17 protein-coding genes and 1 tRNA gene are annotated in these 20,968 nt (G+C 62.5%); 11 read left to right on the top strand and 7 right to left on the bottom strand.

All coding sequences use genetic code 11. The annotated features are described in order from the left end of the window. The coding region (locus NKJ91_RS31115) for a transposase (RefSeq protein ID WP_352458559.1) at positions 1-371 on the top strand (371 nt) is incomplete at its 5' end. 118 nt (positions 372-489) lie between these two features. Here the strand turns inward: NKJ91_RS31115 and NKJ91_RS31120 are convergent. Together NKJ91_RS31120 and NKJ91_RS31125 are read right to left on the bottom strand one after the other, a co-directional pair. Then, positions 490-563: transfer RNA gene (locus NKJ91_RS31120), tRNA-Gln, on the bottom strand. Between the two features lie 95 nt (positions 564-658). Continuing rightward, positions 659-1,591 (bottom strand): putative bifunctional lysylphosphatidylglycerol flippase/synthetase, encoded by a 933-nt coding sequence (locus NKJ91_RS31125; RefSeq protein ID WP_352458560.1) that lies wholly within the window; start codon positions 1,589-1,591, stop codon positions 659-661. 489 nt (positions 1,592-2,080) lie between these two features. On the opposite strand from NKJ91_RS31125, the gene NKJ91_RS31130 reads away from it, so the two are divergent. Together NKJ91_RS31130 and NKJ91_RS31135 are read left to right on the top strand one after the other, a co-directional pair. Next, positions 2,081-3,508, top strand: coding sequence for a Ppx/GppA phosphatase family protein (locus NKJ91_RS31130; RefSeq protein ID WP_352458561.1), 1,428 nt, complete (start codon positions 2,081-2,083; stop codon positions 3,506-3,508). Next, positions 3,505-4,200 carry an RlmE family RNA methyltransferase gene (locus tag NKJ91_RS31135; protein ID WP_023674449.1) on the top strand — a complete coding sequence of 232 codons (696 nt, stop codon included), beginning with the start codon at positions 3,505-3,507 and terminating at the stop codon, positions 4,198-4,200. The genes NKJ91_RS31130 and NKJ91_RS31135 overlap by 4 nt, the downstream gene beginning before the upstream one ends. Positions 4,201-4,381: 181 nt before the next feature. On the opposite strand, the gene NKJ91_RS31140 is transcribed toward NKJ91_RS31135, so the two are convergent. Beyond that, positions 4,382-5,803: an MFS transporter gene (locus NKJ91_RS31140; RefSeq protein ID WP_352458562.1), complete on the bottom strand. Its 1,422-nt coding sequence runs from the start codon at positions 5,801-5,803 to the stop codon at positions 4,382-4,384. 294 nt (positions 5,804-6,097) lie between these two features. Here NKJ91_RS31140 and guaB point away from each other — a divergent pair, with 294 nt between their 5' ends. From guaB to NKJ91_RS31155, 3 genes are read left to right on the top strand one after another with little or no spacing between them, the layout of a single operon-like run. Further along, a complete protein-coding gene (gene guaB, locus NKJ91_RS31145; protein ID WP_352458563.1) occupies positions 6,098-7,600 on the top strand; it encodes an IMP dehydrogenase in 1,503 nt (500 codons plus the stop codon). A gap of 31 nt (positions 7,601-7,631) precedes the next feature. Then, positions 7,632-8,171 carry a hypothetical protein gene (locus NKJ91_RS31150; protein WP_352458570.1) on the top strand — a complete coding sequence of 180 codons (540 nt, stop codon included), beginning with the start codon at positions 7,632-7,634 and terminating at the stop codon, positions 8,169-8,171. Between the two features lie 28 nt (positions 8,172-8,199). Continuing rightward, a complete protein-coding gene (locus NKJ91_RS31155) occupies positions 8,200-8,619 on the top strand; it encodes an MAPEG family protein (RefSeq protein ID WP_352458564.1) in 420 nt (139 codons plus the stop codon). 12 nt (positions 8,620-8,631) lie between these two features. Here NKJ91_RS31155 and rnd read toward each other — a convergent pair whose 3' ends face one another. Further along, entirely contained in the window at positions 8,632-9,783 is a 1,152-nt protein-coding gene (gene rnd, locus NKJ91_RS31160) for a ribonuclease D (RefSeq protein ID WP_023674454.1), read from the bottom strand. 73 nt (positions 9,784-9,856) lie between these two features. Beyond that, complete coding sequence (locus NKJ91_RS31165; RefSeq protein ID WP_023674455.1) at positions 9,857-11,104, bottom strand: MFS transporter; 1,248 nt, start codon at positions 11,102-11,104, stop codon at positions 9,857-9,859. A 391-nt stretch (positions 11,105-11,495) separates the two neighbouring features. Between NKJ91_RS31165 and NKJ91_RS31170 the strand changes: the two genes are divergently transcribed. From NKJ91_RS31170 to NKJ91_RS31180, 3 genes are all read left to right on the top strand, one after another. Then, the gene (locus NKJ91_RS31170) at positions 11,496-12,764 is read left to right on the top strand and encodes an ABC transporter substrate-binding protein (protein ID WP_352458565.1); all 1,269 of its coding nucleotides are present in this window, start codon (positions 11,496-11,498) and stop codon (positions 12,762-12,764) included. A gap of 68 nt (positions 12,765-12,832) precedes the next feature. Then, entirely contained in the window at positions 12,833-13,705 is an 873-nt protein-coding gene (locus tag NKJ91_RS31175) for a carbohydrate ABC transporter permease (RefSeq protein WP_352449432.1), read from the top strand. Between the two features lie 19 nt (positions 13,706-13,724). After that, positions 13,725-14,549 (top strand): carbohydrate ABC transporter permease, encoded by an 825-nt coding sequence (locus NKJ91_RS31180; protein ID WP_352458566.1) that lies wholly within the window; start codon positions 13,725-13,727, stop codon positions 14,547-14,549. 82 nt (positions 14,550-14,631) lie between these two features. Here the strand turns inward: NKJ91_RS31180 and NKJ91_RS31185 are convergent, their stop codons facing one another. Then, the gene (locus NKJ91_RS31185; RefSeq protein ID WP_352458567.1) at positions 14,632-15,033 is read right to left on the bottom strand and encodes a hemin receptor; all 402 of its coding nucleotides are present in this window, start codon (positions 15,031-15,033) and stop codon (positions 14,632-14,634) included. A gap of 225 nt (positions 15,034-15,258) precedes the next feature. On the opposite strand from NKJ91_RS31185, the gene aspS reads away from it, so the two are divergent. Continuing rightward, the gene (aspS, locus tag NKJ91_RS31190; RefSeq protein ID WP_352458571.1) at positions 15,259-17,049 is read left to right on the top strand and encodes an aspartate--tRNA ligase; all 1,791 of its coding nucleotides are present in this window, start codon (positions 15,259-15,261) and stop codon (positions 17,047-17,049) included. 80 nt (positions 17,050-17,129) lie between these two features. Here the strand turns inward: aspS and NKJ91_RS31195 are convergent, their stop codons facing one another. Next, positions 17,130-18,323, bottom strand: coding sequence for an aq_1923 C-terminal domain (locus NKJ91_RS31195; RefSeq protein WP_352458568.1), 1,194 nt, complete (start codon positions 18,321-18,323; stop codon positions 17,130-17,132). A 268-nt stretch (positions 18,324-18,591) separates the two neighbouring features. On the opposite strand from NKJ91_RS31195, the gene parC reads away from it, so the two are divergent. Then, complete coding sequence (gene parC / locus NKJ91_RS31200) at positions 18,592-20,844, top strand: DNA topoisomerase IV subunit A (RefSeq protein ID WP_352458569.1); 2,253 nt, start codon at positions 18,592-18,594, stop codon at positions 20,842-20,844. The last annotated feature ends 124 nt before the right edge of the window (positions 20,845-20,968 follow it).

Here is a 20,968-nt window from a genome sequence, read left to right on the forward strand (position 1 = left end):
GGTTCTACGACCGGCGCGACCTTGCCGAGGTCAAACGCGACCTGGCGCAGTGGATCGCCAAATGGCAGGCCAAATACCCGAAGCTGGTCAACTGGGTGGAAGACAACATCGAGGAGACGCTGAGCTTCTATCGGCTGCCGCTAGCTCACCACAAGCACATGAAGTCGACGAACATGCTGGAGCGGCTGAACCAGGAGATCAAGCGGCGCACCCTGGTCGTTCGCATCTTCCCCAACCCGCGGAGCTGTCTGCGGCTGGTTCGGGCATTGGCGGTGGAGATCCACGAGAACTGGCTCGAGGCGACCCGCTACCTCAACATGGATCATCTGCGCGAGCACAAGAAGGAGAGCCTGAGGGCCTTGGCCGCCTGAGCACCGTCATATGTCCGCCGCTCCGCTAAACACGGGGGCTACGCGGCGGACACGCCGACGTCACCGCAATGCCACGCCATTTTGCAGAACTTGACGCACACAACTTGATTTGGCTTGTTGGCTGGGGAACCTGGATTCGAACCAGGACTAACGGAGTCAGAGTCCGTGGGTCTACCGTTAACCTATTCCCCAGCAGGGTGGGCCGCCAGGCAGCCGCGCGGCCCTTGTAGCCGCCGCCGGAAAATAGTCAACCCTGTGTTGGGGTTCAATCGTCGGCTTCTGGCGCTTCAACTCTCGCTGCGGCTGTATTGCGAGTGCTCGAAGAACAGCACCACGCCGAGTGCGATCAGCAGCGGGATGATCAGGTAGAACAGCCGGAACACCAGCAGCGCCGCCAGTACGCCGACCTGATCCATATGTGACAAGCCCGCGAGGAAGACCACCTCGAACACGCCGAGCCCGCCCGGCGCATGCGAGATCTGCGCGATCGAGAACGACACCAGGAACACGCCGAGCACGACGAAATAGCCGGGATTGCCGGCGACGGGCAGGGCGAAGAAGATGATCGCCGCCGCCGCCAGCAGCTCGATCGGGCCGACCAGCAATTGCCGCGCCACGATCGGCAGCGCCGGATAGTGCAACTGAAAGCTGCCGATCCTCAGCGGCCTCAGATGCAGCCAGCTGCCGAAGACATAGGCCGCCACCACGAGCAGCATGGCGAGCCCTGCGGCTTGCGACAGCTTGTGATGCGGCGTGCCGGAAAACCGGTCGATCACCTCGGGCTCGAGCAGCAGGACGATGCTTGAGACGAACAGTGTCGACAGCACGAAGGTGATCCAGCAAATCGCCACCAGAACGCCGACATCCTGCCCGGTCAGGCCCTTGGTGCCGTAGGCGCGGTAGCGGATCACCGCACCAGAAAATACCGAGCCGCCGATATTGTGCGACAGCGCGTAAGTGGTGAACGAGCAGAAGGTGACGAACAGCCACGAGACTTTTTTGCCGATGTGCAGCAGCGCGATGTGGTCGTAACCGGCGAGCGAGGCATAGGCGATGACCGAACTCAGCGCCGCCAGCACCCAGCCGCGCGCCGGGATGGCGATTATGCCGGCCCAGACATCGTCGAGCGAGATGCCGCGCAATTCGTGCAGCAGCAGCCACAGCGAGAACACCACCGCGGCGATGCCGATCACGGGCCAGAAATAACGCCTCCAGTTCATGGCCTGACGATCATGCGTTGCAGCCCGTACCCCGTTTTCCGGTTCGCAGCAGGCAAACCGCCCGCAGTCCCGAATGGTTCATTTCAGAAATGCCTCATTGAAGCCGGCTATTCAACCGGGAAGGCGCGTTGTGGCGCTCGCGCCTTCCCTTCTCCCCTTGTGGGAGAAGGTGGATCGGCGCGCAGCGCCGAGCCGGATGAGGGGTGCCGGAAGGAACTCGGCTCGAAAAAAATAAAATGATTTGAAGGGGTTACATCTTCAATGCCGCGATCCGTCCGGCACCCCTCATCCGACCGAGCTTCGCTCGGCCACCTTCTCCCACAAGGGGACAAGGGCTCACCGACGTCGCCGCCTTCACGCCGCCGGCAAAATTCGCCGCGAGCGCTCTTGGTGATCCGGCCCGGCGCTGATAGTCTGGCGGCAACTTGAACATGTAAAAGCGCCTGCTGCGTCCGGTCTCCGGTTCGCGCGGCGCCGGAAGGAACGACAGTGGAAGACCACGAAGCCGGCGCTGGCGCGCCGGAAGTGGGCGTGTCCAGGGGTTCGCCGACGCCGTCCGGCCAGGCAAACCCATCCACCGGACGCTACGGCCGTCAGGTGCAACCCTGGTCCGGCAATGGACAGGCTGGCGACACGTCCCACGACCACAATGGCCAGAATGGCCCGCATCAGAACGGCAAACCCAAGAAACGGCGCAAGCGCCGGCGCGGGCGCAAGGTTTTCGCACGCGACGAGGCTCGTCCCGTGGCTGCCGGCACTTCGCTGCCCGTCGCCAACGAGGCCCCGGCGCGCCTACCCCAGCCAGCGGCTTCGATCGCGCCCCAGTCCTCGATCGCGCAATCGGCTTCGATCGCGCAATTGCCTCCAGCCTCGCCAAGGCCGGGGCAAGGTGCCCGCACACCGCCGCCGCTGCAGGAATTACCGGTCTTTGCCGCGCTCGACCTCGGCACCAACAATTGCCGCCTGCTGGTCGCGGTGCCGACGCGTCATGGCCAGTTCCGCGTCATCGATGCGTTCTCGCGCATTGTCAGGCTGGGCGAGGGCCTCACCGCCAATGGTCGGCTTGGCGACGCCGCAATGGACCGCGCGGTCGAGGCGCTGAAGATCTGCGGTGACAAATTGCGCAACCGCAAGGTCAGGAAGGCCAGGCTGATCGCCACCGAGGCCTGCCGAACCGCCGCCAACGGCGTCGAGTTCCTCGAGCGCGTCGAGCGCGAGGCCGGCCTGAAGCTCGAGATCATCGACCGCCAGACCGAGGCGCGGCTGGCGGTGTCGGGCTGCGGCTCGCTGGTCGAGCGCGACACGCAAGGCGTCGTGCTGTTCGACATCGGCGGCGGCTCGTCCGAAATCGCGCTGATCGACCTCACTGGTCAGCGCTCGCCAAGGCTTGCCAACCATATCGTCTCGTGGACGTCGCTGCCGGTCGGCGTCGTCTCGCTGGCCGAGCGTTTTGGCGGCCGCACGGTCACGCGCGAGATCTTTGGCGCCATGGTCGAGGATGTCGCAATGCGGCTGCGCGCCTTCGACGAGCGCGACCGGCTGAGCCACCTCCTGTCCAGCCCGAAATTCCATCTGCTCGGCACCTCGGGCACGGTGACGACTCTGGCCGGCGTCCATCTCGATCTCGAACGCTATGACCGCCGCCGCGTCGACGGGCTGTGGATGGATCGCGACAGCGTCGACCGCATGGTCGAAAAACTGGTCGGCTGGGATTTCCAGCAGCGCGTCGCCAACCCTTGCATCGGCGCCGACCGCGCCGACCTGGTTCTGGCCGGCTGCGCCATACTGGAGGCGATCCGTGCCGTCTGGCCGTCGGAGCGGCTGCGTGTCGCCGACCGTGGCCTGCGCGAGGGCATACTGAGCGAATTGATGGCCGATGACGGCGTCTGGCGCAACAGCGGGCGGGGCCGGCAATGACCAAAAAACCGGAAAGACCGAGCTCCGCCGGCATTCGCGTGCTGAAGACGAAGATCAAGAAGAAAAGCGGCTTGAAGGAATCGTCGCGCCGCTGGTTGCAGCGCCACATCAACGATCCCTATGTCCAGCGCTCGAAGGCCGACGGCTATCGCTCGCGCGCCGCCTACAAGCTGATCGAGATCGACGACAAGCACCATTTGCTCAAGCCCGGCATGAAGGTGATAGACCTTGGTGCGGCACCCGGCGGCTGGTGCCAGGTCGCCGCCGCGCGGACCAAGTCGACCGCGGAACACCCGAACGTCGTCGGCATCGACTATCTCGAGATGGACGCCGTGCCGGGCGCGCCGGTGCTGCTGATGGATTTCCTCGATCCGCAGGCACCCGAAAAGCTGGCCGAGACGCTGGGCGGCCAGCCCGACATCGTGCTCTCCGACATGGCTGCACCCACCACCGGCCACAAGCGGACCGACCACATCCGCACCATGCATCTTTGCGAGGTGGCGGCCGATTTCGCGCTGTCGGTATTGAAGCCTGGCGGACATTTCCTCGCCAAGACGTTTCAGGGCGGCGCCGAAAACGAATTGCTGGCGAGACTCAAGCGGAATTTCCGCTCGGTCCATCACGTCAAGCCGCCAGCCTCACGCGACGAATCGGTGGAGCTGTATTTGCTGGCGAAGGATTTTAAGGGGTAGCGCCCTTTCCTTCTCCCCTTGTGGGAGAAGGTGGCCTCGCGAAGCGAGGTCGGATGAGGGGTGTTCCAGCTTGGCAACACGCTTGCAGTTATCATCGCCTCATTTCTTCCAACACCCCTCAACCGTCTCGGCGCTGCGCGCCGATCCACCTTCTCCCACAAGGGGAGAAGGGAAGGGGTCCTCAACTCCCCGGCGGGCTCACCGGCTCCAGCGTCTTCGGCGGTGTCAACCTGCCATGTCCCGACACGGCATTGCCGGCGTCCGGCGCCAGCCGCATGAACGACAGCGAGGCTGCCGCCGACACCGCCGCTACGATGAAGAAGGCGGTGTGGAAGTCGCTCAGCGTCAGCGGGCCGCCATGGATCTTGGTCGACACTTCCAGGATGCCGCCGGCCAGCGCCACGCCGAGTGCGATCGCCAACTGCTGGAACACCGCCGTGATCGGCGTGGCCTTGCTGGTGTCGGCGGCCGAAATCTCGGCGTAGGCAAGCGCATTGATGCCGGTGAAGAACATCGAGCGGATAAAGCCCCCGGCGAGCAGCATGGCGAGGATCAGCCCATAGGGCGTGTCGGGTGTGAACAGACCGTTGATGGCGATGGACGCGGCAGCGATGAGCGAGCCTGAAATCAGCACCCGGCGGAAGCCGGCGACCCTGAAGATCAGCGCGGTGACGAATTTCATGCCTATGGCGCCGATTGCCGAGACGAAGGTGATCATGCCGGACTGGAACGGCGTCAGCCCGAAACCGATCTGGAACATCAGCGGCAACAGGAAAGGTACGGCACCAATGCCGATGCGGAACAGTCCGCCGCCGAGCACCGACGAGCGGAACACCCGATTGCGAAACAGCTCGAGCGCCAGCAGCGGACTCTTGGCGCGGCGCGCGTGCAGCAGGTAAAGCACCGCCGATGCCAGCCCGACGGCAACGGTGATAAAGCCGGCAACGGGCGGCAGAGCCGGCAGGCTGACCACCGACAGGCCGAACACGATGCCCGATGCGGCCAGCCCGCTCAGCACGAAACCGATGAGATCGAGCGGCGGCGTCTGCGCGGCGTCGGTCTTCGGCAGGAAACGCGTGGCCAGCCAGATGCCGATCAAACCGATCGGCACATTGATCAGAAAAATCCAGTGCCAGGTGAAATAGGTCGTGATGAAGCCGCCGACCGGCGGACCGACCAGGGGGCCGACCAGAGCCGGGACAGTCAGCCACGACATGGCGGCGACGAGCTCGCTTTTCGGCGTCGCGCGTACCAGCACCAGGCGTCCGACCGGCGTCATCATGGCGCCGCCAATGCCTTGCAGGAAACGTGACACCACGAAAGCCGGCAGCGAATTGGAAATCGCGCACGCGACCGAACCGACGATGAACACGGCGATCGCGGCACGGAAGACATTCTTGGCGCCGAAGCGGTCGGCCATCCAGCCGCTGATCGGAATGAAGATCGCCAGCGATACCAGATAGGCGGTCAGCGCCAGCTTGAGCGCGATCGGGCTGGTGTGGATGTCGATGGCGATCGCCGGCAACGATGTCGCAATGACGGTCGAATCCATGTTTTCCATGAATAGAGCGACCGCCAAGATAAGCGGAATGGTGCGGTTCACGATGGATCCGGCCTTGAAATGTGCGTCGCGATTGCTTACGGCCTTGGGGGCCAAACCGACAGGTAGGGCGGTTATCATGGCTTGGCCCGGATGTCGCATTAATTTGCTGTCACGTTTGTGCGACCGCAAGTCTCGCAGCCCCTAGGGCAAAATGCAGCTTCGCCACAAAACAACCATCGGCTTTTCAACGGCGATCGGACGTGTTACGAGCCAGCGCCAATCCTGAAAGGGAAGAAGACGAGTCGGCGCTGTCCATCCAGGGCGAGCGCCTTTCCTGCATTCCGAGGGCTGGCCATGGCAAAAATCATCGAGACGTCCACCGGCGCATTGGCGCTGACCTTTGACGACGTGCTGCTGCAGCCGGGTCATTCCGAGGTCATGCCCGGCGAGACCGACATCCGCACCCGCATCGCTGGCGACATCGACCTCAACGTGCCGATCCTGTCGGCCGCCATGGACACGGTCACAGAGGCGCGGCTCGCCATCGCCATGGCCCAGGCCGGCGGCATAGGCGTCATCCACCGCAATTTCTCGCCGGCCGAACAGGCCGAGCAGGTGCGGCAGGTGAAGAAGTTCGAGTCCGGCATGGTGGTCAACCCGGTCACCATCGGTCCCGAGGCGACGCTTGCCGATGCGCTGGGTCTGATGCGCACCTACAGCATTTCGGGCATTCCGGTGGTCGAGAACGGCGGCACCGGCGGCCATACGGTCGGCCGGCTCGTCGGCATCCTGACCAACCGCGACGTCCGCTTCGCGTCCGATCCGGCGCAAAAGGTCTATGAGCTGATGACCCGCGAGAACCTGATCACGGTCAAGGAGAACGTCGATCAGGACGAGGCCAAGCGGCTGCTCCATCAGCACCGCATCGAGAAGCTTGTTGTGGTCGATCGGGACGGCAATTGCGTCGGGCTGATCACGGTCAAGGACATCGAGAAGTCGCAGCTCAACCCGCACGCCACCAAGGATGCGCAGGGACGCTTGCGCGCCGCTGCCGCCACCAGCGTCGGCGATGACGGCTTCGAGCGGGCCGAGCGCCTCATCGATGCCGGTGTCGACCTTCTGGTGATCGACACCGCGCACGGTCATTCGCAGCGTGTTCTGGATGCGGTGACGCGGGCCAAGAAGCTGTCCAACTCGGTTCGTATCCTGGCCGGCAACGTCGCCACCGCGGAAGGCACCTTGGCGCTGATCGATGCCGGCGCCGACGCGGTCAAGGTCGGCATCGGACCAGGCTCCATCTGCACCACCCGCATCGTCGCCGGCGTCGGCGTGCCGCAGCTCTCGGCGATCATGTCGGCGGTCGAGACGGCGCAGAAATCCGGCGTTTCGGTCATCGCCGATGGCGGCATCAAATATTCGGGCGATCTCGCCAAGGCACTGGCCGCCGGCGCAAGTGCTGCGATGATCGGCTCGCTGCTGGCCGGCACGGACGAGAGCCCGGGCGAGGTCTATCTGCACCAGGGCCGCTCCTTCAAAGCCTATCGCGGCATGGGCTCGGTCGGCGCCATGGCACGCGGCTCCGCCGATCGTTACTTCCAGGCCGAGGTGCGCGACACGCTGAAACTGGTCCCGGAAGGCATCGAAGGGCAGGTGCCGTACAAAGGACCTGTGTCTGGCGTGCTGCACCAGCTTGCAGGCGGCCTGAAAGCCGCTATGGGTTATGTCGGTGGCCGCGACCTTGCCGATTTCCGCGAGCGCGCCACTTTTGTGCGGATATCCAATGCCGGACTTCGTGAAAGCCACGCCCATGACGTCACGATTACCCGCGAAAGCCCGAATTATCCTGGCGGAGCCTGATCGCCATGCGCTTTGGCGCAATCTGGCGGCAATGATCCTGCGGCTGTCGCGCCACGCGGCCGCACTCTGTACCGCCACCGTGGCGGTTTTCATCATCATGACGGCGATGGAGTTCCTCTATTTTCGCCGATTGAGCGGCGGTCTGCCGTCGCTCGACATGCGCTATACCGGTTTCACCCCGGATGAGGGCATGGCCTGGCTAACAGCCCTCGGCCGGCGCGGCAGCGAAATTATTCTCGTCTGGCATTACCTGACCTTCGACCTGCTTTTTCCGGCGCTGCTATCGCTGACGATGGTCAGCCTGATCCTGGCCACGGGCCGGCGGCTGAAGAATTTCCGTGCACTGCCTGCGCAAACCCAGTCGATATTCGCGGTTGTGCTGGTGCTGCCCTACCTGCTTACCGACTATGCCCAGAATATCGCCGTGGCTCGTCTTTTGTCCGATTTTCTGTCGGCCAATCCGGATTCGCTATCCTTCGCCTCGGCGCTGATCGTCACCAAATTCGCCCTACTGGCGATGCCAGTGACCGTCACTGCGGCTTTCACTCTGATGGCTCAGAAACGGCCTTGAAGGCTGGGTGACAACGACAGGGGGCGTCTTGAACCAGACCGCGATCTTCTGGCCGATGCTGGCGCAGGTGCTGCTGGTCTATATCGTCTATATCGTAATGGGCCGGCGCCGCTATGGTGCGGTCAGGTCGGGCGAAGCCAAGACCGGCCAGTTCAAGACGCGCTCGACGGAGCCCGGGTCCAGTATCACCGTCGCCGACAATCTGAGCAACGAGTTCGAACTGCAGGTGCTTTTCTACGTCTTATGCTTGACGCTGCACGTGACCAATGGCGTCAATTATCTGACCTTGGCTCTGGTGTGGATCTTTGTCGTCTCCCGCTATCTTCACGCGTCGGTCCACTTGACCAGCAATCGGCTAATCCTGCGCAGCAGGGCATTCTACCTGGGCGCGGTAGTTCTTGCACTTGGCTGGATATGGCTAGCGCTGCATCTGCTCGGCTTGGTCTGAGCAAGCTCAAGGCTACAAATCGAACACAGCGATCTTGCGCTTGTCGAACCTGATGGCGAGTTCACCGCGCACCAGCTTGAGCGCGGCCTCGCCGAAGACGGCGCGCCGCCAGCCTTGCAATGCCGGCACGTCGGCTTCCTCGCCCTCGGCAGCGATGCGGTCGATGTCGTCACTGGAGGCGAGTACCTTGGATGCGACGCCCTCCTTTTCGGCAACGATCCGCAGCAGCACCTTCAGCAACTCCGCCGCGGCGCTCGACCCCTCCGGCGGCTGGAAGCTCTTCGGCAGCTTCGGCATCTCTTCCCTGGGCAGGGCAAGGGCAGCGTTTACCGCGCCAAGCAGTGCCGTCGCCGTCGACGAGCGCTCCCAGCCCTTTGGCGTGGTACGCAGCTTGCTCAGCGCCGCAGCGTCGCGCGGCGCCTGCTGCGCCACTTCGTAGATCGCATCGTCCTTGAGCACCCGGCCGCGCGGCACGTCGCGCTCGCGCGCTTCGCGTTCGCGCCAGGCGGCCACCGCCTGCACGATCGCCAGTTCCTGCGGCTTGCGCAGCCGCATCTTGAGCCGCTTCCAGGCATCCTCGGGATGCGGATCGTAGGTCTCGCGCGAGGTCAGCACGTCCATCTCCTCGTTCAGCCAGTGGGCGCGGTTTTCCCGCACCAGCTCGGCGCTGAGATGCTTGTAGACCTCGATCAGGTGGGTGACGTCGGCGAGCGCGTAGTCGAGCTGCTTTTCGGACAGCGGACGGTGGCGCCAGTCGGTGAAGCGCGAGGACTTGTCGAGCCGCGCTCCGGTGATGCGCTGCACCAGCTGGTCGTAGGAGACGCTGTCGCCGAAGCCGCAGACCATTGCCGCGACCTGGGTGTCGAACACCGGATGCGGCACCAGATCGCCGAGATGCACGATGATTTCGATGTCCTGGCGCGCCGCATGGAAGACTTTGACGATCGCCTCGTTGGCCATCAGCCTGAAGAACGGTTTCAGGTCGATGTCGGGCGACAGCGGATCGATCAGCGCGGTCACCCCGGGCGCTGCCATCTGGATCAGGCACAGGATCGGCCAGAAGGTCGTTTCGCGAATGAATTCGGTATCGACGGTGACGAATTCCGCCTTTTCGAAAGCGGCAATAGCGGTCTCGAGTTCTTTCTGGGTGGTGATGACGTGCATCAAATCGCTTTTGGCAAGGGATAGGGTCTCTTTCAATTTCAGCCGCGCGCGCTTTCGTCAAGCGCAAGCACCTCTATCCAGGCTTTGCGGGTTCATCGGGATCGGCATTCCGCTTCGCCAACCGGGCAAAAACCGTCGAAGTGCGCAACAGCGCCGTAAAACGGCTGCGATGGGTGGCCGGCACGGCGGAGCGCGCCTGCATCCGGTAAAGGATGACGGCCACGAAGATCGCATAGACGGTGGCGCTGAACACGAACAGCGCGCTCGGCCCGAAAAATTGCATCACCGTCGAGGCTGCGAACGGCCCGCCGATGGCGCCGAAGGAATAAAACAGCATCAAGGCAGCGTTGATCAGCACGAACTCGCCCTTGTCGGCGCGGTCGTTGGAATGCGCCGCTGACAACGAATAAAGCGGCATGGCGAAGCAGCCGAAGATGAAGACGAGCAGGAAGTTGAGAAACGGGCTGCCGCCTGCCACGAATGCCAGCGCCAGTGCCGCCACCATCGCACAGCACGTGGTCATCAGCAGCACCGAGCGCCGGTCCCAGCGGTCGGAGAGATAGCCAAGCGGGTATTGGATGATGGCGCCGCCGAAAATGCCGACGCTGACGAAGGTGACGACGTCGGCGACCGACATGCCGATCTGCTCGGCGTAGACCGGCGACAGGGTGCGGAAGGCGCTGTTTGTGACGCCGACGGCGATACAGCCGAAGCAGCCGAGCGGCGAGATCCGCCAGACGCGCGCCAAATCGAGCTTGACGTCTTCCGGCGGCGTCGGATTGGAGCGGTCGCCGAGCGAAACCGGCACCAGCGAAACGGTGATCATCATCGACATGATGGCGAAGATGGCAAAGCCGCCGGCGCCAAAGATCGGGATCAGGAACTGGGCGCCCGTCACCGAGCCGATGTCGACCATCCGGTAGATGGCAAGCACCCGCGCCCGGTCGGTGTTGGTGACGCCGGAATTCAGCCAGGCTTCCATGATGGTGAACAGGCCGGCAAAGCAGAACCCGCCGGCAAAGCGCACGGCGCACCACATCACCGGATCGATGACCAGCACCAGAAGCAGCGTTCCCGCCGAGGCGATCGCCGCGAGTGCCGAAAAGGCGCGCACATGGCCGACGGATTTCATGATGCGGGTCACGGCAAGGCAGCCGAGCAGGAAGCCGGCGAAATAGAACGTGCCCATCAGGCCGATCGAGGAAGCGGGAAAACCTTCCTGCGCACCACGCAGCGCAATCAACGTGCTCTGCAGGCCGTTGCCGCCGAGCAGGATGCCGGCGGCGATCAGGAGGGGGATCAGCGGGCGGATGGAGGACATGAAGGAAAGCCTGTCGTTGATCCTTCTTGAACCATCGCCTTCGCCATTGCCAGCGGCAATTCCCGGTGGCGTTGGGGCCAGCCGGGGGCCTTAATGCATGTCGCGCAAAAGTGTGCAGCGGTTTTGCGATAACGACATGCATAAAAACAAGAACCTAAAGCGCGTCGCATGAGGCCGATCGAACGCGACACGCTTTAGGTGCATTACCGAGGGGGAAATTGCGCTACCGCGTGGCGCCGGACCCTCCGTGTTGGGAACCAAGGCGTATCTTTGTAGTTCAGTGCTGGTGGGCGAATACGCGTCTTGTGAGCTGCCGGTGTGCGGAGACGGTGTCAGGCATCGACGTCGTTTCTGCTGCCCGGCCTGAAGCTCCAAAGGGAGGTCCGCCATCATGAAATTTCATTCCGCATTTGCGGCATTTGCCGTGGCCGCAGTTCTGGCGGCCGGGCCGGCGCGGGCTGTCGACCTCGCCATGGTGTCCGGAGATACCGGCAACGGCCAGAGAATCCTTCGCGAGATCCTCGATCAATACGAGAAGAAGACCGGCAACAAGGTTAGCGTCGTTCCGCTGCCTCCCTCGGCGACGGACCAGTTTGGCCAATACCGGCTCTGGCTTGCCGCCGGAAGCAGCGACGTCGACGTCTATCAAACGGACATCATCTGGGCCCCCCAGCTTGCAAGGCAGTTCATCGACCTGACCGAAGCGACCAAGGATGTCGTTGGCGCCCATTTCCCATCGATCATCAAATCGCAGACCGTGGACGGCAAGCTCGTCGCCTTGCCGATATTCACCGACGCTCCGGCGCTCTACTACCGCAAGGATCTCCTCGACAAATACGGCGCCAGGGTCCCGGCCAGCTGGGCTGAACTTGCCGATACCGCCAAGCTTGTCATGGACAAGGAGCGCGCGGCCGGCAACAAGGACATGTGGGGTTTCGTTTTCCAGGGCAACGCCTATGAGGGGCTGACCTGCGATGCACTCGAATGGGTGAAGTCGAACGGCGGCGGCCAGATTATCGAGCCGGACGGCACGATCTCCATCAACAATCCGCAAGCAGCTGCGGCGCTGGAAATGGCGAGGAGCTGGGTGGGAACCATCTCGCCGCCCGGCGTTCTGGCCTACCAGGAAGAAGAGTCGCGAGGCGTCTGGCAGACCGGCAACGCCGTCTTCATGCGCAACTGGCCCTACGCCTACGCGCTTGGCAACAGCGAAAGCTCCCCCATCAAAGGCAAGTTCAAGGTGACCACGCTGCCGCCGGGGTCGGGTGAGGGCGCGCGCCCGGCAGCAACGCTTGGCGGCTGGAATCTCGCGGTTTCCAAATATTCGAAGAACCCGGATGCAGCGATCGAGCTGGTCAAATGGATCGCCTCGCCTCAGATGCAGAAGTACCGCGCCTTGAAGGGGGCATATCTGCCGACCATCCAGGCACTCTATGACGATGCCGACATCGCCGGCGCGCAGCCGGTCATTCCGCGCTGGAAGGAAGTCGTCCTCAACGCGGTGCCGCGTCCCTCGGCCCAGGCCAAGACCAGGTACAATGAGGCATCGAGCGAGTTCTGGACCGCCGTCCACAACACCATGTCCGGCGAGGGCACGGCCGCCGACAACCTTGCCGATCTGGAGTTCTCCTTGACCAGGCTCAAGGGCACCGCCTGGTGACCTCGCCGCGCTCAGGCTCGCTGCTGGCGCGTCAGCGTGTGCGCTCGGCATGGCTGCTGCTTGCTCCGATGCTCATCGTGCTCGCCGCCGTTGCCGGCTGGCCGTTGATGCGCACGATCTATTTCGGCTTCACCGATGCCTCGCTCGCCGACCTCGAAGCCCGCCGCTGGGTTGGCTTCGCCAACTATTTCTCCGTCCTGCAAATGCCGAGCGGCCGCGTCGTCTATGACGGGCTGCTCGCCGATCCGGTCTGGTGGCGCGCCGTCTGGAACACGGTGCGCTTCGCTGTGATTTCGGTGACCTGCGAGACGGTGCTCGGCATGATCGTCGCGCTGGTGCTCAACGCCAAGTTTCGCGGCCGCGGCATCGTACGCGCCGCGATTCTCATCCCTTGGGCCATCCCGACGATCGTCTCGGCTAAAATGTGGCAGTGGATGCTCAACGACCAGTTCGGCATCATCAACGACGTCCTGCTCAAGCTCGGCCTGATCAGCACCAAGATCGCCTGGACGGCCAGCGCCGACACGGCGATGGTCGCCGTCCTTGTTGTCGACATCTGGAAGGCGACCCCCTTCATGGCGCTTCTCATTCTCGCCGGCCTCCAGATGCTTCCACAAGAAATCTACGAGGTCGCCAAGCTCGACGGCGTCGGCGCGTGGAGAATTTTCTGGAAGATCACCTTGCCGCTCATCCGACCGGCGTTGATGGTGGCCATGATCTTTCGCGGTCTCGATGCCCTGCGCATCTTCGACCTGATCTACGTGCTTACGCCAAACAACATACACACCAAGTCGATGTCGGTGTTTGCCCGCGAGAGCCTGTTTGAGTTCGACAAGTTCGCTTCCGGTTCCGCCGCCTCGACGCTTCTCTTCCTTATCCTCGCTCTGCTGACCATGCTCGTTCTTTGGCTCGGCCGGATAAGACTGGACAAGGACTATTGATCATGGGGGACTACTGACCATGTGGATCGTCAAGCGCACGGCTTTCTATCTCCTCGTCGCCGTTATCGTCGTCGTCGCGGTGTTCCCGTTCTACTACGCCATCATCACCAGCCTGAAATCCGGGACGGCGCTCTTCCAGATCGATTATTGGCCGAAGACGATTACCTTCAGCAATTACAAGACCGTTTTCACCGAGGGGACCTTCCTGCGCAACCTCGTGAACTCGCTATTCATTTCGAGCGCCGTTGTCGTCATTTCGCTGTTCCTGGGCGTCACCGCTGCCTATGCGCTGGCGCGCATCCGCTTCCGCGGCCGCTCGGCTCTGCTCCTCACTATCCTGTCCGTTTCGATGTTCCCGCAATTGGCGGTGCTTGCCGGTCTTTTCGAGCTGATCCGCACCTTCGGCCTCTACAATTCGCCGTTCGCGCTGATCTTGTCCTACATGATCTTCACCTTGCCGTTCACCGTCTGGGTGCTCACCGCCTTCGTTCGCGACCTGCCGATCGAACTGGAGGAAGCGGCGATCCTCGATGGCGCCACGCCCTGGATCATCATCAGCCGCGTCTTCCTGCCGCTCATGTGGCCGGCGCTGGCGACCACCGGGCTACTCGCCTTCATCGGTGCTTGGAACGAGTTCCTGTTCGCCCTGACGTTTACCTCCAGCAACGAGCAGCGAACCGTGCCGGTGGCGATCGCGCTGCTCTCCGGCAGCTCGCAGTTCGAGATCCCGTGGGGCAACATCATGGCCGCATCGGTGATCGTCACCGTGCCGCTCGTCATCCTTGTCCTGATCTTCCAGCGCAAGATCATCTCCGGCCTCACCGCGGGCGGGGTCAAGGGGTGAGGTGGCGTAATTTCGTCTGGCGGCGACAAAGACCGGCGACATCAGGTCGACCCAGAAAAACGGCTTAAGCTGTTTTTGGAATTTAGGATTTCAGCGACGCTGCATGGGCGATGAAGGCTTCAATACTCTCCTTTGGGTAGCCAAGAAGCGTTCCTTCCAGCCTCGCTAAATCATCCCTTGTGAACACGTCGAAGGCTTCCCCGCTGCGGCACATTTGAGAAATCAACAGGCTGAGCTTGCACCGCCATTCCTCTGTCGGCAGGCAGTAGCGGCGTTCTTCTACGGAAGTTCCAGGATCAATGTAGGAGAATTTGAGAAGACGGCCTTCATCGACAAAGGTTTTGAAAAGCGCATCGCCAATATCGTCGGCGTCCATGCCTGGTTCCGCTGCGAACAAGGCCATTGGTTTCTCGCCCTGAAGCATCATTTCTAATTCGCGGCCATTGTGAGGCCCAACGCCCGGTGGGGGCGTGCGTTTTGGCATCAAGTGTCTCCAAATCATTTGACGAAGAGATCGTCGCAAGAAACACTTTTTGCAGCAATGCGCCAAGGGCGCCAAAGGCTTCAACCCTGAAGGCCGAAACGGGAGATGCCACCCAGCCGCCGCTTGTCTTGACAAATGCACCCTCCCATGTGCTTTTCGCGCAAATTTTCAGGCTGGGCCGTCATGCCTCGGCCGCAACCCAACATCCGGACTTTAAGAATGACAATGCATCGTTACCGCAGCCACACCTGTGCCCAATTGAGGAAGGCCGACGTCGGCTCGACCGTTCGCCTGTCGGGCTGGGTGCATCGCGTGCGCGACCATGGCGGCTTGCTGTTCATCGATTTGCGCGACCATTACGGCCTGACCCAGATCGTCGCCGATCCGGATTCGCCTGCCTTCAAGATCGCCGAGACCCTGCGCGGCGAATGGGTCGTCCGCGTCGACGGCGAGGTCAAGGCGCGCCTCGCCGCCACCGTGAATCCCAATTTGCCGACCGGCGAGATCGAAATCTTCGCCCGCGAGATCGAGGTGCTGTCGGCGGCCAAGGAATTGCCGCTGCCGGTCTTCGGCGAGCCGGATTATCCGGAGGACATCCGACTCAAATACCGCTTTCTCGACCTGCGCCGCGACACGCTGCACAAGAACATCGTCGCGCGGACGAAAATCATCGCCGAGATGCGCAAGCTGATGGGCGACGTGGGCTTCACCGAATTCTCGACGCCGATCCTGACCGCCTCGTCGCCGGAAGGGGCGCGCGACTTCCTGGTGCCGTCGCGCATCCACCCCGGCACTTTCTACGCGCTGCCGCAGGCACCGCAGATATATAAGCAGCTGATCATGGTGTCCGGCTTCGACCGCTACTTCCAGATTGCGCCCTGCTTCCGCGACGAGGATCCGCGCGCCGACCGTCTGCCGGGTGAATTCTACCAGCTCGACGTGGAGATGAGCTTCGTCGAGCAGGAGGATGTGTTCAGCACCATGGAGCCGGTAATGCGAGGCGTTTTCGAGACCTTTGCCGCCGGCAAGCCGGTGACGGAGAAGTTTCCGCGCATCGCCTATGATGTCGCCATGCGCAAATACGGCACCGACAAGCCGGACCTGCGCAACCCGATCGAGATGCAGGCCGTCTCGGATCATTTTCGCGACTCTGGCTTCAAGGTATTTGCCAACATCCTTGCCAACGATCCGAAGGCCGAGGTCTGGGCCATTCCGGCCAAGACCGGCGGGTCTCGCGCCTTCTGCGACCGCATGAACTCATGGGCGCAAGGCGAGGGCCAGCCCGGCCTCGGCTACATCTTCTGGCGCAAGGAGGGCGAGAAGCTCGAAGGCGCCGGGCCGCTGGCCAAGAACATCGGCGAGGAGCGCACCGAGGCGATCCGCCTCCAACTCGGCCTTGCCGATGGCGATGCCGCTTTCTTCGTCGCCGGCGACCCAAAGAAATTCGTCTCCTTCGCGGGTGCGGCGCGCACCCGCGCCGGCGAGGAGCTCAATCTTGTCGACCGCGACCGCTTCGAATTGTGCTGGATCGTCGACTTCCCGTTCTTCGAATGGAACGAGGAGGAGAAGAAGATCGACTTCGCGCACAATCCTTTCTCGATGCCGCAAGGCGGCATCGATGCGCTTAACGGCGAGGATCTGCTCGGCATCAAGGCGTTCCAGTACGACATGGTCTGTAACGGTTTCGAGATCGCCTCCGGCGGCATCCGCAACCATCTGCCCGAAACCATGGTCAAAGCGTTCGAAACCGTCGGGCTGGACCGCGCGACCATCGAAGAGCGCTTCGGCGGCCTTTATCGCGCCTTCCAGTATGGCGCGCCGCCGCATGGCGGCATGGCGGCCGGCATCGACCGCGTCGTCATGCTTCTGGTCGGCGCCAGGAACCTGCGCGAAGTGACCATGTTTCCGATGAACCAGCAGGCCTACGACCTGTTGATGAACGCGCCGTCGGAAGCCAGCCCGCAGCAGCTTCGAGAATTGTCGCTGCGCGTCGTGGCAACGAAGAAAGAGGTTTAGAAAACGCTTCGAACCGGTGCTGTTGATTCATAAAAAAGCCCGGCATCGCTGCCGGGCTTTTTGCTTGAAGCCTGTCTCGGTCAGTCTTCGTTTGCCGTAACCGTCACGCCGAGCGTTTTCGGCAGGTCGAGCGGGTTGGACATGGCGCCCGCCATGATCAGCGCGAACGGCACCGCGGCCGGCGGCTCGGCCGAGACCTCGATGCTTTGCGGATCGTCGAGGAACTTGTTGACCGCGGCCGAAACCTGCGCGGTCAGTTCCGGATTGTTGAGCTGCGCCATGCCGAAGGGCACGATCGCCTTGGCCTGGTTGGCGATGTCCTTGCCGGACATGCCTTGCTGCTTGCCGGCATAATCGAGCACCTTTTTGGTCAGCGAATCGTCGTCGAAGCGGATCGAGGCGCTGTTGAACGAAAGCTGCTGCAGCAGCCCGAGCATGGCCATGCCTTGCGCCGAATTGTCCGCGCCTTCGGGCTGCGCTGCCATCTTCTTCTGCATCTCCTGCAGTGATTTGATGACGTCCAGCGTGTAGCCGCCGAGATCGAAGGTCATGCCGAGCGTGCCGGCATTGTCGACCGATATTTCGTATTTCGACAAGTCCATCCTGCCGTCGGTAGGCTGCCAGGTGCCTTCCATCTCAAGATTGCCTGTTATGTTCTGGTAGCCGAGCGCGTTGATGACTTCCTTGGATTTCGGATCTTCGACCAGGGTCAGGTCGGCAGCGAATTTTTCCGTAGTGCCGGAAAACGCCATGGCCTTGCCGTCGGCCGGCGGCGTGATTGCGATGGCAAGCCCGTCCATCGAGAAAGCAGTTTTGTCAGCCACTTTGACTGTCATGTTGTCGAGCTCGGCCGATTTGTACATCATCAGCGAGCCCAGCGGACCGGTTGCGCCTTCGGCCGGAACCGTCATGTCGTGGATGACGAAGGGGCTGAGATTGAGCGTGACGCCATCTTCGCTGTGTTCGAACGGCGACGTCGATACGGTCGCGATTTGATAGCCGCCATTGGCTTCGGTCACACCTTCGAGCTTGACGTCGCCGATCTTGAGCGCCTCCTTTTCGGCCGCCGGTTTGACCGCTACGCCTTGCAGAACCATGCTGGAGGTGTCGCCGGTTACTCCGGTCCAGGAGAGGTCGACGCCCTGGGCGGCGAGGGCAGCCTTCAGCCGGTCGGCAACCGCGGTATCCTGCGCGAACGCCGCATTCAGCGGCAGCGTCAGCAAAAAGGTCGAAAAAACCAGTCTTTTAATAAGAGTCGAGTTTCTGATCGTCATCGAGAGCTCCCCTGAGAGTGTCTTGAAATTCTTTTCAAATCGTCGCGTCGTCACCATTCGGTGACGAACTGGACCGGAAAAAGGCGGGCCTCGGCACAATGGTCGAAAATCGCGGCCAAAGGCAAACCCGATCCATCAGGCTTGCGATAAAAGCCGGATGTAACGGATTGATGTTGGCGGGCATTGCGACGCTTCCAATTCCTGTTGCATAGGAGGACGTATGCCGGCGCCTCTTGCCGCGAATCACCCGCTCGGCTAGTGCCAGCCCATGGGAAAAAGGCTTTTGCCGCCTGAAACTGGCGGCGGCGACAATATCGAGCCGGTCGATCTGAAGAAGGCGCTGGAAGAGCGCTATCTCGCCTACGCGCTGTCGACCATCATGCACCGGGCGCTGCCGGACGTGCGCGACGGGCTGAAGCCGGTGCATCGTCGCATCATGCATGCCATGCGCCTGTTGCGGCTTAACCCCGACCAGGGCTTTGCCAAATGCGCCCGCATTGTCGGCGAGGTGATGGGCAAATTCCATCCGCATGGCGACCAGTCGATCTACGACGCGTTGGTGCGGTTGGCGCAGGATTTTTCGATGCGCTACCCGCTGGTCGACGGGCAGGGCAATTTCGGCAATATCGACGGCGATAACGCCGCCGCCATGCGCTACACCGAAGCGCGCATGACCGAAGTGTCGACGCTGCTGCTGGAAGGCATCACCGAGGACGCCGTCGATTTCCGCCCGACCTACAACGAGGAAGACGAGGAGCCGGCCGTGCTGCCCGGCGCCTTCCCGAACCTGCTCGCCAACGGCTCGTCCGGCATCGCCGTCGGCATGGCGACCTCGATCCCGCCGCACAATGCGGCCGAGCTCTGCGACGCCGCGCTTCACCTGATTGATCATCCGGATGCGCCCGTCACCAAGCTGATGGATTTCGTGCAAGGTCCGGATTTCCCGACCGGCGGCATCATCGTCGACAGCCGAGCCTCGATCCTCGAAGCCTACGAAACGGGTCGCGGCGGCTTTCGCGTCAGGGCGAAATGGAGCCAGGAGGACCAGGGCAGGGGCACCTGGAACATAGTCGTCACCGAAATCCCCTACGGCGTCCAGAAGGCCAGGCTGATCGAAAAGATCGCCGAGCTCTTGATGGCACGCAAGCTGCCGCTGCTCGAGGATATCCGCGACGAGAGCGCCGAGGACATCCGCGTCGTGCTGGTGCCGAAAAGCCGCTCGGTCGATCCCGGCATCATGATGGAATCGCTGTTCAAGCTGACCGAGCTCGAAAGCCGCTTTCCGCTCAACATGAACGTGTTGTCGCGCGGCAAGGTGCCGAACGTGCTGTCGCTGAAAGGTGTGCTCAAGGAATGGCTGGAGCACCGCCGCGACGTCCTGATCCGCCGCTCCAAGCACCGCCTCGGCGAGATCGAAAGGCGGCTGGAGATCCTCGCCGGCTATTTGATCGCCTACCTCAACATCGACGAGGTGATCAGGATCATCCGCGAGGAGGACGAGCCCAAGCAGGTGATGATGGCCCGCTGGTCACTCACCGACACCCAGGCTGAAGCCATCCTCAACATGCGGCTGAGGGCGCTGCGCAAGCTCGAGGAATTCGAAATTCGCGAGGAATTCAATGGCCTGACCGGCGAGAAGAAGCAGATCGAGGCACTGCTTGCGTCCGACGCCAAGCAGTGGGCGACGATCAAGTGGGAAGTCGCCAATGTTCGCCAGAAATACGGGCCCGAGACCGACATCGGCAAGCGCCGCACCGAGTTCGCCGACGCACCCGAGCATGACCTGACCGATATCGCCCACGCCATGATCGAGCGCGAGCCGGTCACCGTGGTCGTTTCAGAAAAGGGCTGGCTGAGGGCCATGAAAGGTCATCTGACCGACCATTCGGCCCTGACCTTCAAGGAAGGCGACAGCCTCAAGCTCGCCTTCCATGCCCAGACGACCGACAAGGTGTTGGTCTTCACCACCGGCGGCAAGTTCTACACGATCGGCGCCGACCGGCTGCCGGGTGGGCGCGGCCATGGCGAGCCGATCCGCATCATCGTCGACATGGACAACGACCAGGACATCGTCACCGCCTTCATCCACGATCCCAAGCGCAAGCTGCTGCTGGTTTCGCATGACGGCAACGGGTTCGTCGTGCCGGAAGAGGAGGTCGTCGCCAACACCCGCAAGGGCAAGCAGGTGATGAACGTCAAGGCGCCCGACGAAGCCCAGCGCTGCGTGAGCGTCGCCGGCGACCATCTCGCCATTGTCGGCGAGAACCGCAAGATGCTGGTGTTCCCGCTGGGCGAGATCCCGGAGATGGGACGCGGCAAGGGCGTGCGCCTGCAGAAATACAAGGATGGCGGTGTCCTCGACCTCAAGACCTTCACGCTCGCAAGCGGCCTGTCCTGGCAGGATTCGGCAGACCGCACCTTCACCAAATCGCGTGACGAGCTTGCCGAATGGATCGGCGCCCGCGCCTCGGCCGGCCGCATGGTGCCGAAGGGCTTTCCGCGCACGGGCAAGTTCGGGTGAAGCGGTAATCTCCCCCCTTGAGGGGGAGATTAGCAGCTCCACCCAAACATTTGGAATGTCGTCACGATTGCTGCACTATATCAGGGCATAAGCGATACGATAGGCCAGGGAGAGGTAGCCGCTT

This window comes from Mesorhizobium sp. M0040, assembly GCF_040323505.1.
Taxonomy (GTDB): Bacteria; Pseudomonadota; Alphaproteobacteria; order Rhizobiales; family Rhizobiaceae; genus Mesorhizobium.